The following is a 15,469-nucleotide window of genomic DNA, read 5'->3' as shown; positions in this document are numbered from 1 at the left end:
CATGAAGTCCGATATTCATCCGAATTACCACACCATCACCGTCAAGATGACGGATGGCACCGAGTTCGTCACCCGCACCACCTGGGGCAAGGAAGGCGACACGATGCATCTCGACATCGATCCGAAGTCGCACCCGGCCTGGACCGGCGGAGCCCAGCAGCTGCTGGATCGCGGCGGCCGCCTGTCGCGCTTCCAGAAGAAGTTCTCGGGCTTCATGAAGGAAGACGGCGCGAAGAAGTAGGCAGCGCGGCCGGACGCGTCCGGCTGTTGTCTTCGATGCGTTGAGGCCGGGCTCGTCCCGGCCTTTTGCTTTTGCGGGCCGGAGGCCGCCGGACGATCCGGGCTATTGAGCCTTGCGCTCGAAGGCCGCCTTCAGCAATCCGAGCTGATGCTCGACCGGATTGTTGGTGTTACGCGGCATGTCCGCCGGGGCGTGGATGGTCGCATCCAGCCGCCGCACCTGATCGGCCAGCACGATCGAGCGCTGGATCAACACGACCAGCGTTTCCGGCAACAGCTTCAGCGTGTCCTCGTCCGCCGCGAATATCGGCGACAGCTTCACCTTGGTCTTTTCCTGATTCACCTGCGAGAGCGACATCTCGCCTTCCTTCACCGCGCGATGCAGCAGCAGCCACGATGCGAGCTGCATCAGGCGCGTGGTGAGCCGCATGCTTTCGGTGGCGTAGGTCAGCGCTGCGGCACGCGGCAGCGCCTTCGATTCCTTTCGGCCCTCGCCGTCGAGATAGGCCGCGGTTTCTTCCACGAGCCCCATGCCATCGCGGAACAATTGCGAGAAGGCCTGCGAGCTTGCGAGCTTCTCCCGAAACGAGATCGGGCTGTTCACCTCGACATACACTTCCGACATCGCGTTACGCCTCACCCCCAATGCACAGACCGGCAAGGACGTCGCATATGCCCGGTCGGTGCAGCGCCAAGTTTTCGTATGCCCTCAAGCATAAGGGCAGCGCGCCAGCGGGGTAAAGCAAGCGGGACACTAATTTGAAGGACATAGTTGCCAGCGACTGCGCGCGGCCGTCGCAGGGTGAAATTGTGTTCCGATTTGGCACAGAACAAAAAAGAGCCGCCGTTTCCGGCGGCTCAAGTGGATAACAGGGAGGCGTCAAACAGAGTGGACAGGAGCCACTCGATGTCCAGAAGATGGACACCGCAGGTAATACCTGTGAAAGCTTAAGGACCTCTTAAATGCAAAACGATCGGTAAACCCGGTTCCGAAAAGTTTGCATGAATTGGAACCGGTTATTTCTTGAAGAACTGATCCGCAGCGCTTCGCGACGATTGTTTCTTGACGATATCGGCTTCAAGCCGCGCGATCTCTTCGCGCAACAACGCGATGCGTTCGTTCAGTTCACCGACAGACAACAACGTCAGATCCTGACCGATCTCGTGTGCGATCTTTTTCTTGGGCCGGTCATCATCGTCGAAAACGGGCATGGTCGATCCTTCCGTAATGCTGCGGTGAAACTATCACACTTGGCGTGGCGGGCTTGACCCGGTCATCCATCTTCTTGAAAAACGCATTCCTCCACTTCGGTTGACGCGCGGACGAGGGCTGCGCGCAATCAACAGCGTTTCGAGGATCTGCATATGAGCGCGCTCCCCGCCCGCATGACCGTGATTGGCATCAAGGAACCCGGCGGCCCCGAGATGCTTGTGCCCGAGCAGCGCGACGTCCCCAAGCCGGGCCCGGGCGAAATCCTGGTGAAGGTGGCGGCCGCCGGCGTGAACCGTCCGGATGTGCGCCAGCGCCAGGGCACGTATCCGCCGCCGAAGGGTGCCGGCGATATTCCGGGACTCGAGATTGCCGGTGAGGTCGCAGCTGTCGGCGAAGGCGTGACGCGCTGGAAGGTCGGCGACAAGGTCTGTGCGCTGGTGGTCGCGGGCGGCTACGCCGAATATTGCCTCGCCTTCGAAAGTCACGCGCTGCCGGTGCCGCCGTCGCTATCGATGGTCGAGGCTGCAGCAATGCCGGAAACCTTCTTCACGGTGTGGCAGCATCTGATGATGCGCGCGCACATGAAGAGCGGCGAATGGGTGCTGGTGCATGGCGGCACATCGGGCATCGGCACCACCGGCATCATGCTGGTGAAGAATTTCGGTGGCCACGTCATCACCACGGCAGGCTCGGACGAAAAATGCGCGGCCGCAAAAAAACTCGGGGCCGACGTCGCCGTCAACTACAGGACGCAGGATTTCGTCGAGGAGACCAAGAAGGCGACCGGCGGCAAGGGCGCCAATGTGATCCTCGATATCGTCGGCGGCGATTACATCGACAAAAATTATGACGCCGCTGCCGATCAAGGCCGCATCGCACAAATCTCGTTCGCAGGTGCGCCAAAGGCGACTGCAAATTTCGCCAGGCTGATGGCCAAGCGCCTGACCCATTCGGGCTGCACGCTGCGCCCGCGCACCGTGGCCGAGAAAGCCGAAATCGCGAAGGAGCTTACGGAGAAGGTCTGGCCGCTTGTTGCCGCCGGGAAGATCAAGCCGGTGATCGATTCCACGTTCCCGCTGACTAAAGCGGCCGAGGCTCACGCCCGGATGGAATCCAGCGCCCATATCGGGAAGATCGTGCTCACCATAGGTTGAGTTGCGGCTCGTCTTCCTATTTCCCGCATCCCCTGCTTTCCCTTCCCATCCGCGGCGCATACCCCGTATAACTGCGTGACTGGCCCCGGCTGCGCCGCGAAAACGGCGCAAAGGTCGGACTTTTGTACCACTCAAGGACGGGGAATCTTGCCGGGACGCCGCGCAACCATAACGACGAAGCAACCGCCAGTGGGCGCGTGGCAACGACTGCCGCGTGCCGCCGCTGCGATGATGCTTGCCTTCGCGGTTCTGTGGCTCGCGCTTTCGCCTGCGCGCGCCGTCGACGCGGTGAATGTGCGCAGCGATGCGTCCGCCATCGATCTGACCGCCGTTGTCGAACGGCCCAAGAGCGACACCGATCGGGTGCAGGTTTCGACCGCGCCGGGACCCGACGGCATCATCCGCCGCATCGAAGTGCGCGGACGCGAAGCCGGGAATTCCTGGGCCGTGTTCGCTCTCGCCAATACCGGTGACGAGCAGATCGACCGGCTGATCGTCGTTCCGCATTACCGGATGGTCGGATCGGGACTGTTCTGGCCGGATCTCGGCCTGTCGCGCGTCGTATCGGTGACGCCCAGCGCCGGCGAGCGGCCGGAACGTCAGGACTCGGCGGTCGCAGACATCTTCCGCATCACGCTCGATCCCGGTTCGGTCGTGACCTACGTCCTCGAGCTTCGCTCCGACAATCTGCCGCAGCTCTATCTGTGGGAGCCGGACGCCTACAAGGACAAGGTCAACTCCTTCACGCTCTATTACGGCATCGTCATCGGCATCTCCGGATTGCTGGCGCTGTTCCTCACCATTCTGTTCGTGGTGAAGGGCTCGGTGATGTTCCCCGCCGCCGCTGCGCTTGGCTGGGCGGTGCTGGTCTATATCGGCATCGACTTCGGATTCTGGGGCAAGGTCTTCGACATGTCGGCCGGCGCCGAACGCATCTGGCGCGCGATCGGCGAATGCGTGCTGGCCGCGACCCTGCTGGTGTTCCTGTTCGCCTATCTCAATCTCAGCCGCTGGCACGTGCGCTATGCGCACATCACCATCGCGTGGCTGGGCGGTCTTGCTGCGCTGATCGCGGTTGCGCTCTATGATCCCGCGGTCGCCTCAGGCATTGCACGCTTCTCGCTCGCAGCCGTCGCGTTCGCGGGCTTTGCGGTTGTGCTGCTCCTGTCGACACAGGGCTTCGACCGCGCGGTGCTTCTGATCCCGACCTGGTTCCTGCTCTGCATCTGGACGATCGCGGCGGGGCTCACCATCGCCGGGCTCGTGACCAACGACATCGTCGGCCCTGCCCTCCTCGGCGGTCTCGTCCTGATCGTCATGCTGATCGGGTTCACGGTGATGCAGCACGCCTTCGCCGGCTCGATCACGCATGGCATCGTCACCGACGTCGAACGCCGCGCGCTCGCGCTGACCGGCGCCGGCGACATGATCTGGGACTGGGACGTGTCCTCGGACAAGGTCTATACCAGCCCCGAAACCGAAGCGATGCTCGGCCTCAAGCGCGGCGCGCTCGAGGGCTCGGCCGCGAAATGGCTCGACGTGCTGCATCCGCTCGACCGCGACCGCTTCCGCGCCACCCTCGACAGCGTGATCGAACAGCGTCGCGGCCGGTTGATGGAAGATTTCCGGCTGCGTACGCCGGACGGCCACTATCTCTGGTTCACGCTGAAGGCGCGGCCCGTGGTCGGCTCCGACGGCGAAGTGGTGCGCCTTGTCGGCACGCTGACCGACGTGACCGAGTTCAAGACCGCAGAAGAGCGGCTGCTGCACGACGCGGTGCACGACAACCTCACCGGTCTGCCGAACCGGCAGCTTTTCCTCGATCGCTTCGAGGCCGTCCTCGCCTTCGCCAAGAGCGATCCGGCGATGCGCCCGACCGTGATCGTGATCGATCTCGACCGCTTCAAGCAGGTGAACGATTCCGTCGGCATGGCTGTCGGCGATTCCATCCTGCTGACGCTGGCGCGCCGCCTCGCCCGCCTGCTCAAGCCGCAGGATACGCTGGCCCGCTTGTCCGGCGACCAGTTTGCGCTGATCGTCCTGTCCGAACGCGACCCCGGCCGCATCATCGCATTCGCGGAAAATATCCGCCGCACCATTCGCGCGCCGATCACCTTCAACGATCGCGAGATCTTCATCACCGCATCGATCGGCCTGTGCCTCGCCGACAGCCAGTCGGCCCGCACCGAGGAGATCCTGAAGGACGCCGAGCTTGCGATGTATCACTCCAAGCGCATCGGCGGCGATCGCATCGAAGTGTTCAAGGCCGCGATGCGTGCTCGCAAGTCCGACCGGCTCACGCTTGAAGCCGAACTGCGTCGCGCCATCGAACGCGAGGAGATCAAGCTTCACTATCAGCCGATCGTGCGGCTGGAAGACCGCACCATCGCGGGCTTCGAGGCGCTGGCACGCTGGGAGCATCCCAAGCTCGGCCGCATGTCGCCCGCCGAATTCATCACGATCGCCGAAGAGATTGGCCTGATCGTCGATCTCGGCATGTTCGTACTCGAGCGCACCGCGCGGCAGCTCAGCATCTGGCAGCGCACCGTGCGCGCGCAGGAAGGCCTGTTCGCAAGCGTCAACGTCTCGTCGAAGCAGTTGCTGCGGCAGGACCTGATCGGCGACCTGCGCACGGTGCTGGCGCGCTCGTCGCTGATGCGCGGCACGCTGAAGCTCGAACTGACCGAATCCGTCGTGATGGAAAATCCCGAACACGCCGCGCAGATCCTGACACGGCTGCGCGAACTGGGCGCGGGTCTTGCGCTCGACGATTTCGGCACCGGGCATTCGTCGCTGTCGTATCTGCAGCGCTTCCCGTTCGACACGATCAAGATCGACCAGTCGTTCGTGCGCATGAGCGCCAAGGGGACGCGGCCGGTGATCCTGCGCTCGATCATTGCGCTCGCGCATGATCTCGGCATGGAGACCGTGGCGGAAGGGGCCGAGACCGATTCCGATGCGGTCGAGCTCTATCACATGGGCTGCGAATATGCGCAGGGCTTCGTGTTCGGCCAGCCGATGACCGCGGAAGCGGCGACCAAGCTGCTGACGACCGAGCGAATGGAGATGACGCCGTAAAGCGCCGTCATTCCGGCGCGCATGCAAAGCATGCGGCCGGGTCTCCAGCTCATAATCGAGATGAATTGTGATCCTCGATTCCGGGTTCGCTCACGCGCCCGGACTGACCGCAGGCTTACGCGTGGCCCGCTTCGCTCGACAACATGCCGGGCGCGATGCCGAGCTTGCGCATCGCCTTTTCGTATTTCTGCGCAGGCTCGCCGAAGATGAGGTCAGCATCCGCCGCGCAATGCAGCCAGCCGTTGCTCTGGATTTCCTGTTCGAGCTGACCCGGCGCCCAGCCGGCATAACCAAGCGCGAGGATCGCGCTGCTCGGGCCCTCGCCGGTCGCGATGGCCTTGAGGATGTCGATCGTCGCCGTCAGGCAGATACCTTCATCGATCGGCAGCGTCGAATTCTCAATGAAAAAATCCGCCGAATGGAGAACGAAGCCGCGTCCGGTCTCCACCGGTCCGCCCTTCATCACCATCACGTCGTCGTAATTGGTCGACACCTGGATCGCTTCGCCATCGGGCACGACGTTGAGCTGAACCAGAAGGTCCGGAAACTTGATGTTGCTGGCCGGCTGATTGACGATGATTCCCATCGCGCCTTCCGATGAATGAGCGCAGATGTAGATCAGGGTCTTGGCAAAGCGATCGTCGCTCATCGACGGCGAAGCGATCAGCATCTGGCCATCGAGAAAGCCACGCGCCGATTTGCCGCCGACCGACTTCTGCCCCAGTCCAGTCCTAGGAATCTTCATGTCTTCAAGGTTAGCGCCTTCCCCCGACCTTGTGAAAGGGAAGTTTCGCCCTCCTTCACGGCGAATTCAGTGGTTCCAAACGCGGCAAATGCCTAAATCGTTGCAATGCATCCCGAGAAAATCCGCCTGATGGTTGTTCGCACGCTTGCCCTCGCGGCGACGTTGGGCTGGGTTGTGCCGGCGGCGCTCGCCGATCTCTCGGCATGGGATGGCGACGCACGGGCCGGCGTGCGGATCGTTTCGGGTGGCACGAAAGTCGAAGGCGGCCGCTCGCTGCTGCGCGGTGGCGTGGAAATTCGCCTCGCGCCGGGGTGGAAGACCTATTGGCGCTACCCGGGCGATTCCGGCGTTCCACCGCAGTTCGACTTTGCCAAATCCGAAAACGTGAAGTCGGTCGAGGTCCTGTGGCCGGCACCCGAGCGTTTCGCGGAGGCCGATGGCACGGTGATCGGCTATCACACCAGTGTTCTCTTCCCGCTTGAGATCGAGCCGCTGGATGCCAGCAAGCCGGTCGTCGTCCGGCTCGCGCTCGATTACGCGATCTGCGAGAAGGTCTGCATTCCCGCCCAGGCCAAGGCCGAGCTCGCCATCAAGGCGGGCGGCAAGGCCGACACGGCGATCATCGCGGCCGAAAAATCCGTGCCGCGCGCACAACCGCTCGGCGCCGACGCCGCGTTGTCCATCAAGACGGTCCGGCGCGACGAGAGCAGGAAGCCCGCACGCGTTCTGATCGATGTCGCAGCACCGGCAGACGCGCCTGTCTCGATTTTTGCGGAAGGCCCGACGCCGGATTGGGCGCTGCCGGTCCCGGACAAGGTCGACGGTGCGCCGGCCGGTTTGCAGCGTTTCGCCTTTGCGCTCGATGGCCTGCCACCCGGCGCATCCGACAAGGGCGCGACCTTGAAGGTCACGGCTGTCGCCGGCACCGAGGCGATCGAGACCACGTTCCGGCTCGACTAACGCATCGGCCCCGCCTATTTTGCGTCGCATTTCCCGTGCGTCCGCTCGTGGCCGCACTAACAATAACGTGACACGTCGAGAGGATTCCATGACCATCAAGGTCGGCGACACACTGCCCAACACCACATTCCGCGTCATGACTGCGGACGGCCCGAAGCCCAAGACCACCGATGAAGTGTTCAAGGGCAAGAAGGTCGTGCTGTTCGCTGTCCCCGGCGCTTTCACGCCGACCTGCAGCAAGAACCATCTGCCCGGCTTCGTCGCCAATGCGGCGGCGATCAAGGCCAAGGGCATCGACGCGATCGCCGTGACGGCCGTCAACGATCCGTTCGTGATGGGCGCATGGAAGAACGCCGCCGGCTCCGACGACATCGAGTTTCTTGCAGACGGCAGCGCCGATTTCGCAAAGGCGGTCGGCCTCGAACTGGATGCGTCCGCGGGCGGTCTCGGCATCCGCTCCAAGCGCTATTGCATGGTCGTCGACAACGGCGTTGTTAAGTCGCTCGCCATCGAGGATGCTCCGGGCAAGGCGGACGTATCGGGCGCCGAGGCGCTGCTGAAGTCGCTGTGATCTTTCTTACCCTATCCCCTTGAGGGAGAGGGTGGCGCGTTGCGAACGTCAGCGAGCAACGCGCCTACATCTTCCCCTGCAGCCGCAGTTCCGCGATCCCGGCGCGCGCAAGTTCATCGGCGCGCTCGTTGAGATCGTGTCCGGCATGGCCCTTAACCCAGTGCCACTTCACCTCGTGCCGCGCGAGCGCCGCATCGAGGCGCTGCCACAGATCGACATTCTTCACCGGCTTCTTGTCGGCCGTGCGCCACCCATTCCTCTTCCAGCCGTGAATCCAGGCCGAGATCCCGTTCCGGACATACTGACTGTCGGTATAGAGATCGACGTGGCACGGCTTGGTCAGCGCCTCGAGCGCGGAGATCGCCGCCATCAATTCCATGCGGTTGTTGGTGGTGTGCGCCTCACCGCCCTTCAATTCCTTGACGCGTTCCCCGAATTGCAGGATCGCACCCCAGCCGCCGGGGCCGGGATTGCCTGAACAGGCGCCATCGGTGTGGACGACAACGTGCGGCAGGCTCACGCGAGTTCTCGCGCCTCGATGCCGTAATCATGCACGCTCTTCGCGTGCTGATGAAAACGCAGCTTGCGGAAATATTCCTGCGGCGATTTCGGCCGCACCAGCGCGCCCGGCGGCACGTTCAGCCAGTCAACAAGTCGCGTCAGCAGGAAACGCATCGCCGCGCCCCGCGCGAGCAGCGGCATGGCGTCGAGCTCGGCATCAGTGAGCGGACGCACCTTCGCATAGTTCTGCAACAGCGCCCGGCCCTTGGTGACATTGTAGGAAAAATCCGCCTCGAAGCACCAGGCATTCAGGCAGATCACGACGTCATAGGCGAGCATGTCGTTGCAGGCGAAATAGAAATCGATCAGGCCGGAGAGCCGGTCGCCGAGAAAGAAAACATTGTCCGGAAACAGGTCGGCATGGATCACGCCGGACGGCAATCCGCTCGGCCACGACGCCTCCAGCGCATCGAGCTCATGGCGGATGGTGTCCTGCAGTCCGTGATGCACACCGTCGACGCGATCGGCGCAGGAGTCGAACAGCGGCCGCCATCCGCGAACCGATAGCGCATTGGCGCGCCGGAGCGTGAAGCCCTCGCCGGCGAGATGCAGCTTCGCCAGCGCCTCGCCGACCGCCGCGCAATGCTTGGCATCGATGCGCCGCATCCACATGCCTTCGAGGAAGGTGACGAGGGCCGCCGGGCGTCCACACAAGGTACCGAGGATCTCCCCGCTGCGCGCCTTCACCGGTTGCGGACAGGTGATGCCACGCGCGGCGAGATGTTCCATCAGTCCAAGGAAGAACGGCAGGTCGGCGGCCGCGACCCGCTTCTCGTAGAGCGTGAGGATGAAATAGCCGCGCTCGGTGTGCAGGAGATAGTTGGAATTCTCCACGCCCTCGGCGATGCCCTTGTAGGAGAGCACGCGGCCGACGTCATAGCCTGCGATGAAGGCGTTCAGTTCTTCGGCCGGGACATCGGTATAGACCGCCACGGATCACTCCGCAGCTTCTGATGTGCGCAACGGGCGCGGCAGCGGAAAGAACATGTTCTCTTCGGTCGCGGCCATGGTCTCGACATGCAGCTCATAGCGCTGCGCAAAGGCGTCGAGCACTTCCTCGACCAGCACCTCGGGTGCCGAAGCGCCAGCCGTCACGCCGAGCGAGGTGATCCCGTCAAGCCTGGTCCAGTCGATATCGGCGGCGCGCTGCACCAGCACGGCATAGCCGCAACCGGCGCGTTCGGCGACTTCCTTCAGACGCTGCGAGTTTGAGGAATTCGGCGCACCGACCACGACCATCGCGTCCACCAGCGGCGCCACGAGCTTCACCGCTTCCTGGCGGTTGGTCGTGGCGTAACAGATGTCTTCCTTGTGCGGACCGACGATCGCCGGGAAACGCGCGCGCAGCACGGCCACGATCTCCGAGGTATCGGAGACGGACAATGTGGTCTGCGTCACGAAGGCGAGATTTCCCGCATCTCTCGGAATGAAGGTCTGCGCTTCCTCGATCGTCTGGATCAGGGTGATCGCGCCTTCGGGCAATTGTCCCATGGTGCCGACGACTTCAGGGTGACCGGCATGACCGATCAGCACGATCTCGCGTCCGCGGCGGAAATGAATTTCAGCTTCGCGATGGACCTTGGTGACCAGCGGGCAGGTCGCATCCAGCGTGATGAAGTTGCGGACCCTGGCATCCTCGGGGACAGATTTCGGCACGCCATGAGCGGAGAACACCACCGGCGCATCGGTTTCCGGAATCTCGTCCAGTTCTTCGACGAAGATCGCGCCCTTGGCCTTCAGGCTGTCGACCACATAGCGGTTATGGACAATCTCGTGCCGGACATAGACCGGTGCACCGTGGATCGCGAGCGCCCGCTCCACCGAATCAATGGCTCGCACCACACCGGCGCAGAAACCACGCGGAGAACAGAGAATGACTCGAAGCGGCGGTTTTCCCCCGCCGGGCATGCCCGCAAGGACAGTCATTGGCGCAATTGTCATCGGAACGCTAACCGCGACATGGGGTCGGGAGCGGGGGGAAGTCAAGGCGCACCATTCGACTTAACTCCTCGGAAAAGCTATAGTGATCTTATGGTGCGACGGGGCGGATCGGGGCACTGGGGCATGAACGCAATCCACACCAAACTTCTGGCCGCCGCGGCCTGCGCCGTTGCGCTGTCAGGCTGCGCCGGAACTGGCGAAAGCGCCTATCAGGTCGAAAACGCGACCGGCCGCGCCCTCCCGCGCCACGCGGTCGCCGACGAGGTCTATCTCGATGGAACCGGGCCGAGCGCCCGCCGCCTGGCGCAGTCGCCCTCGTCCAGCGTCGTCGAACGGCGGTATGCCGAGCCGGTCGACCCCAGCGCGCCGACCCGCGCCATCGCCCGGACGCGGCCGACCGCGATCGAGCGCGCGGACAATTTGTCGTCGATCACCACCGGCTCCCGGAACTCGGTCCAGAACGACGCCAACAAGCCCTTTTCCGAGCAATGGTGGGACAAGGAAAAGCGCGAAGACGCCCGGCTGAAGCGCGTCATGGATATCTGCCGGGGCTGCTGACGCCCAGCTTTCAGCCGCTATTCGGTTGCTCCTGAGGTCCCCAAGGCCTATATTCGCGTTATCCCTGTCATCCCCGATGACGACTGCTTCGCCTTCCAAATACGCCCCGACGGGCGGGCGGAGCGCGAAGGAGATTTTGCCATGCAGGAAGCGCCGCTGATGCCGAAGGCCACCGCCGTGTGGCTGGTCGAGAACACCGCGCTGTCGTTCGATCAGATCGCCGAATTCTGCAAGCTGCACCCGCTTGAGGTGAAGGCGATTGCCGACGGCGATTCCGCGCAGGGCATCAAGGGTCTCGACCCGATCCAGACCGGCCAGCTCACCCGCGACGAGATCGAGCGCGCCGAAAACGACAAAAATCGCCGTCTGCATCTCGCCGACCGCAAAGTTCGCGTCCCCGAGCAGAAGACCAAGCGCGGCCCGCGCTACACCCCGGTCTCGCGCCGCCAGGACCGCCCGAATGCGATCCTCTGGCTGATCCGCAATCATCCGGAACTCAAGGACAGCCAGATCATGCGGCTGGTCGGCACCACCAAGTCGACGATCCAGAGCATCCGCGAGCGTTCGCACTGGAACGCCGCAAATCTGACGCCGCTCGATCCGGTGACGCTCGGCCTGTGCTCGCAGATCGATCTGGACATGCAGGTGGCCAAGGCCGCCAAGGAAAAGCCCGCTCCGTCCGATCACGATCGCGTCACGCTGTTGCCGGCGTCGGTCACGACCGCACCCGAGCAGGAGCCGATCGAGGATGCGCGGACCGCGGCCGCTCACGCCAAATCGCAGGAAGACGCCGACGTCGCCTCGGTCTTCGCGAAGCTGAAGAAGATCGGCGGGACGAAGACCGAAGAAGACTGATCGCAGCGGCGGTCTGACGGCTTTCTCGATCGAGGGACGGCACAGGGCTTGCTTTGCGTCGCCCTGCGCCATTCCGGCGGCAATTTCGCTGTCCGCGGTAATGAGGGCCACGCCATGCGATTTCGGCCAAGTCGTCGCCAGGTATTCGGCCTCGCGGGCGGGCTCGCCTGCACGATGCTGGCCGCTCCGGCACGCGCACAACCGAAGCCAAAAATCGCGGCGTTGTTTGCCGGCAGCATAACGGATGGCGGCTTCATGGAGTCCGGCTATCGCGGGCTCGTCGCAGCGCGTGACAAGCTCGGCGTCGAAATCGGTTGGCGCGACGGCGTGCGGCCGGAACGCGAATTGCTCGCTACGGCGTTACGCGAATTGGCGCGCAGCGGAGCGGCGCTGGTGATCGCTCACGGCGGCCAGAATAACGAAGCCGCCAGGCTGGTTGCGCCGGAGTTTCCGGAGACCAGGTTCGTCGTCACGCAGGGCAATGTCACCGGCGACAATCTTGCGAGCTACGAGGTCCTGCAGGAAGACTCAGCCTTTCTGGCTGGTGCCCTGGCCGCGTGGAGCACAAGGACCGGCGTCGTCGGGCACATGTCCGGCATTCGCGTTGTCCCCGGCCTGAAGGGCCGCGCGGCCTATGCGCATGGTATTGCTCACGCCAATCCGCAGGTCCGGCTGCTCACCAATTTCTCCGGCAATCAGGATGACAATCCGCTGTCGAAGCGGATTGCGGCCGCGATGATCGCCGACAAGGCCGATGTTATCTTCACGATGCTCAATGCCGGCCGGTCCGGCGCGATCGACGCCTGCCGCGAAGGCGGAGCGAGGCAGATCGGCAATGTCCGCGACTGGACCACCGTGATGCCGGACGTGTTCATCGCCTCGGCCATTGCGGATTCCGGAATTGCGCTCCTGCGTGCCGCGGAGGATCTGACCGCAGGCACGCTGAAAACCAATTCCGTGGAAAAGATCGGCCTCGCGCGGCCCGACGCCGTGCGGCTCGCAATGTCGCCGGCGGTCGGCGACGATATTCGCAAGAAGATCGAGGCGCTGGCGGCCGACATCAAGGACGGCCGCGTCCGTGTCCCGACCGACTGGAGCGGTCCGGAATTTCAGACTCCCGCCTGATCGGTTCATCGGCCGCGCCCGGCGACACGTGCCGCACTCATTCGACGCCGCCTTCGTCCGCATCCGGGAACCTGCGCCCACCGCAGGAAGGCTGTGGATAATTTCCCGCGACTCAGTTGGTATCCCGCTGCACCTAACGGTCGCAGCCGTTCAGCATCGGTTGTGGCCTCCGTGCACTAGTGCGTTGCAGCGAGGTGGCTAATGTCCGCCCCTCATCGGCGGGGGCGTCGAGGGAAAATATCCATGAGATGTCACGCTGTTCTGACCTTTTCTTTGCTTGCTCTCGCGACCTCGCAAGTCTCCGCCCAGACCACAGAAACGCAAGTTGCCGCGGCAACCCCAGCGGTTAGCGCACCGGATCCCGCCGCGGCCCCGAGACTTGCGGCTCCGGTACCGGCGACCGCCGCCGTAGCGCCCGCAGGCGATGCAGCCCCTCGCGCACGCCAGGTCCGACGCCCCGTCGCGCGGCAGCAGCAGCCCGAGCAGCCGCAGCAGCCGACATGGCAGGAGCGGATGCGCAGCATGTGGGGTGTGAACAATCCGCAGATTGACCCGCGGCAAGCCGATCCCCGTCAGGCGGATCCGCGGCGCGGCGCGGGCGCGCCGACGCAATATCCGGCGACGCCGGCTTATTCGACACGGCCGAACAATCGCCTGATCTTCGGCATGTTCTACACCAAGATCCCGCGCCAGACGGTCCCGTTCGCCGGCAATTACGCGCCGGGCACCATCATCGTGCGCCACCACGAGAAGCGCCTCTACTACGTGCTCGGCAACGGACAGGCGATCCAGTACGGCGTTGCTGTCGGCCGCGAAGGCGCGGCCTGGTCGGGCACCAGCGTCGTCTCCAACAAGCGCGAATGGCCGAGCTGGACGCCGACGCCGGAAATCCTGCGCCGCCAGCCGAACCTGCCGCGCTTCATGGAAGGCGGCCCGCAGAATCCGATGGGCGCGCGCGCGCTCTATCTCGGCGACACGCTGTATCGCATCCACGGCACCAACGAGCCATGGATGATCGGCGAGGAAGTGTCGTCCGGCTGCATCCGCATGACCAACGAGGACGTGATCGATCTCTATAACCGCACGCGCATGGGCGCGACGGTGATCGTGCAGCGCTAGGAAAAGCGAGAATTACTGGGGGCTACGCAACGGCATCGTTGCGGGGACCAAGCGGCCGGGCGAAAGCCCGGCCACCGCATTCTGCGAATGATCGCACGTTATCGGATAATCTCGATCACGCGCCGCTCGGACGGATCGACGACATACACGTCCCGATCACGCACGACGTAACGATAGCTCCGGATTTCCGGGACCTCGGTATAGATGGTCTCAGGGAAGCTCTCGAACTCGATCGATTCCGGAAGATCGTCACCGATCACGTATTCGCGGTCGATGGTCGTTGTCGCAGTGGCACTGCCCGTCGTGCGGCGCTCGATCGCCGAACGGCGGATCACGTCGCGCTGCTTGTCCGACAGCGTGAGCTTGCCACGCGACCGCGCGGCCGCACGCCCGCTGCCGCCTTCGTCGATCACCGTGACAATCTTCCGCGAGCGCGGCTCGACGATCACGATGTCATCTTCAACCAGCACGAACTGGTATCCGCGATACTGCGGATAAACCTCAACGATCGCCGGCGTCACCGGATAGAAGCGCACGCTCGCCGGCAGGACGGTTCCCACCGAAAGCGAGAAGTTCACGTTGCGAACCGGCTGCACATTGACCTTTTGGATCGACGTGGAAATCCGTGTCCGCTGCTGCTCGGTCGGCTGCGCCGCGCGGCGTTCGTTGGTGCGCGCCGCGTCGCGATCCTGACCGCGGTCGTTATCTCTGACCTGATCCCGGTTGCGTGCCCGATCGCTGTCACGGTCGCGGGCCTGATCGCGATCGCGTCTGCGGTCTCGATCCTGCGCCTGATTGCGGCCTCGGTCCGCATCCCGGTCCTGCGCCTGATTGCGGTTGCGGTCGGCATCGCGATCACGGGCCTGACTGCGATTTCGCTCCGCATCACGCGGCTGCGCCTGATTATCGCGTGCGCGGTCGCCGTCGCGCGACTGGGTGCGATCGCCCTTCGAGGGCTTCGCCTCGCCATCACGCTCCTGCGCGCGCGGCGTTGCCTGGTCCGGCTGCGAAACGGACGGGCTTGCCTGTCCGGTGGTTCCGCGCTCCTGTGCCCGTGGCGCCTGCTGGGAACGATTTTCGCGCGGCGATGGCCGAGCGTCCGGTTGCGCGGATGGGCTCTGTGCAGACGGCGCGCGATCAAGCTGACCGCGCTCCTGCGAGATGGACGGTTGCAGTCCCAAAGTAACGAGTGTGGCGCTGCCGAGCAGAAGCGCCTTCAGCGCGCGCGTATTCGTTGCGTGTATCATCTTGCCTCCGAAGGTTGATTTACAGCGCAGGTGATGCGCTCAGGGGGTCAAACCTCCTGCGGAAATCAACGTTCCATGGCATGTACATTCGACACGGAACTA

Annotated in this window: 16 protein-coding genes; 9 read left to right on the top strand and 7 right to left on the bottom strand. The window is 63.9% G+C overall.

What is annotated here, in order from left to right; all coding sequences use genetic code 11:
- The first annotated feature begins 1 nt into the window (after position 1).
- Positions 2-241, top strand: coding sequence for a 50S ribosomal protein L31 (rpmE, locus tag VNZ93_RS18575; protein ID WP_325708517.1), 240 nt, complete (start codon positions 2-4; stop codon positions 239-241).
- A gap of 102 nt (positions 242-343) precedes the next feature.
- Here the strand turns inward: rpmE and VNZ93_RS18570 are convergent, their stop codons facing one another.
- Both VNZ93_RS18570 and VNZ93_RS18565 read right to left on the bottom strand, forming a co-directional pair.
- The gene (locus VNZ93_RS18570) at positions 344-865 is read right to left on the bottom strand and encodes a DUF1465 family protein (RefSeq protein ID WP_325708514.1); all 522 of its coding nucleotides are present in this window, start codon (positions 863-865) and stop codon (positions 344-346) included.
- A gap of 392 nt (positions 866-1,257) precedes the next feature.
- Positions 1,258-1,452, bottom strand: coding sequence for a DUF1192 domain-containing protein (locus VNZ93_RS18565; protein ID WP_325708511.1), 195 nt, complete (start codon positions 1,450-1,452; stop codon positions 1,258-1,260).
- Positions 1,453-1,605: 153 nt separating this feature from the next.
- On the opposite strand from VNZ93_RS18565, the gene VNZ93_RS18560 reads away from it, so the two are divergent.
- Positions 1,606-2,607, top strand: a complete 1,002-nt coding sequence (locus VNZ93_RS18560; protein ID WP_325708508.1) for an NAD(P)H-quinone oxidoreductase — start codon at positions 1,606-1,608, stop codon at positions 2,605-2,607.
- Positions 2,608-2,835: 228 nt separating this feature from the next.
- The gene (locus VNZ93_RS18555; protein WP_325708606.1) at positions 2,836-5,685 is read left to right on the top strand and encodes an EAL domain-containing protein; all 2,850 of its coding nucleotides are present in this window, start codon (positions 2,836-2,838) and stop codon (positions 5,683-5,685) included.
- A 115-nt stretch (positions 5,686-5,800) separates the two neighbouring features.
- Here VNZ93_RS18555 and VNZ93_RS18550 read toward each other — a convergent pair whose 3' ends face one another.
- Entirely contained in the window at positions 5,801-6,430 is a 630-nt protein-coding gene (locus VNZ93_RS18550; protein WP_325708505.1) for a YqgE/AlgH family protein, read from the bottom strand.
- A gap of 129 nt (positions 6,431-6,559) precedes the next feature.
- On the opposite strand from VNZ93_RS18550, the gene VNZ93_RS18545 reads away from it, so the two are divergent.
- Together VNZ93_RS18545 and VNZ93_RS18540 are read left to right on the top strand one after the other, a co-directional pair.
- A complete protein-coding gene (locus VNZ93_RS18545; RefSeq protein ID WP_325708502.1) occupies positions 6,560-7,390 on the top strand; it encodes a protein-disulfide reductase DsbD domain-containing protein in 831 nt (276 codons plus the stop codon).
- Positions 7,391-7,478: 88 nt separating this feature from the next.
- On the top strand, positions 7,479-7,961 hold the full coding sequence (locus tag VNZ93_RS18540; protein ID WP_325708499.1) for a peroxiredoxin: 483 nt from the start codon (positions 7,479-7,481) through the stop codon (positions 7,959-7,961).
- A gap of 64 nt (positions 7,962-8,025) precedes the next feature.
- On the opposite strand, the gene rnhA is transcribed toward VNZ93_RS18540, so the two are convergent.
- The 3 genes from rnhA to ispH are packed head-to-tail and all read right to left on the bottom strand — an operon-like array spanning position 8,026 to position 10,430.
- The gene (gene rnhA, locus VNZ93_RS18535; protein ID WP_414710118.1) at positions 8,026-8,481 is read right to left on the bottom strand and encodes a ribonuclease HI; all 456 of its coding nucleotides are present in this window, start codon (positions 8,479-8,481) and stop codon (positions 8,026-8,028) included.
- Positions 8,478-9,455 (bottom strand): homoserine kinase, encoded by a 978-nt coding sequence (locus tag VNZ93_RS18530; protein WP_325708497.1) that lies wholly within the window; start codon positions 9,453-9,455, stop codon positions 8,478-8,480. The genes rnhA and VNZ93_RS18530 overlap by 4 nt, the downstream gene beginning before the upstream one ends.
- Positions 9,456-9,458: 3 nt before the next feature.
- Complete coding sequence (gene ispH / locus VNZ93_RS18525; RefSeq protein ID WP_325708599.1) at positions 9,459-10,430, bottom strand: 4-hydroxy-3-methylbut-2-enyl diphosphate reductase; 972 nt, start codon at positions 10,428-10,430, stop codon at positions 9,459-9,461.
- Positions 10,431-10,586: 156 nt separating this feature from the next.
- Between ispH and VNZ93_RS18520 the strand changes: the two genes are divergently transcribed.
- The 4 genes from VNZ93_RS18520 (at position 10,587) to VNZ93_RS18505 (ending at position 14,120) form a co-directional block, all read left to right on the top strand.
- A complete protein-coding gene (locus VNZ93_RS18520; RefSeq protein WP_325708494.1) occupies positions 10,587-11,021 on the top strand; it encodes a hypothetical protein in 435 nt (144 codons plus the stop codon).
- Positions 11,022-11,162: 141 nt separating this feature from the next.
- Positions 11,163-11,876, top strand: coding sequence for a DUF1013 domain-containing protein (locus VNZ93_RS18515; protein ID WP_325708491.1), 714 nt, complete (start codon positions 11,163-11,165; stop codon positions 11,874-11,876).
- Positions 11,877-11,990: 114 nt separating this feature from the next.
- The gene (locus VNZ93_RS18510) at positions 11,991-13,001 is read left to right on the top strand and encodes a BMP family protein (protein WP_325708488.1); all 1,011 of its coding nucleotides are present in this window, start codon (positions 11,991-11,993) and stop codon (positions 12,999-13,001) included.
- 513 nt (positions 13,002-13,514) lie between these two features.
- On the top strand, positions 13,515-14,120 hold the full coding sequence (locus VNZ93_RS18505; RefSeq protein WP_325708485.1) for a L,D-transpeptidase: 606 nt from the start codon (positions 13,515-13,517) through the stop codon (positions 14,118-14,120).
- 98 nt (positions 14,121-14,218) lie between these two features.
- Here the strand turns inward: VNZ93_RS18505 and VNZ93_RS18500 are convergent, their stop codons facing one another.
- Complete coding sequence (locus VNZ93_RS18500) at positions 14,219-15,367, bottom strand: DUF1236 domain-containing protein (RefSeq protein WP_325708482.1); 1,149 nt, start codon at positions 15,365-15,367, stop codon at positions 14,219-14,221.
- Positions 15,368-15,469: the final 102 nt, after the last annotated feature.

It is taken from the genome of Pseudorhodoplanes sp., from assembly GCF_035565795.1.
GTDB lineage: Bacteria > Pseudomonadota > Alphaproteobacteria > Rhizobiales > Xanthobacteraceae > Pseudorhodoplanes.
Note: the sequence above shows the minus strand (reverse complement) of the source record. Positions and strands in the feature narration are given on the sequence as shown.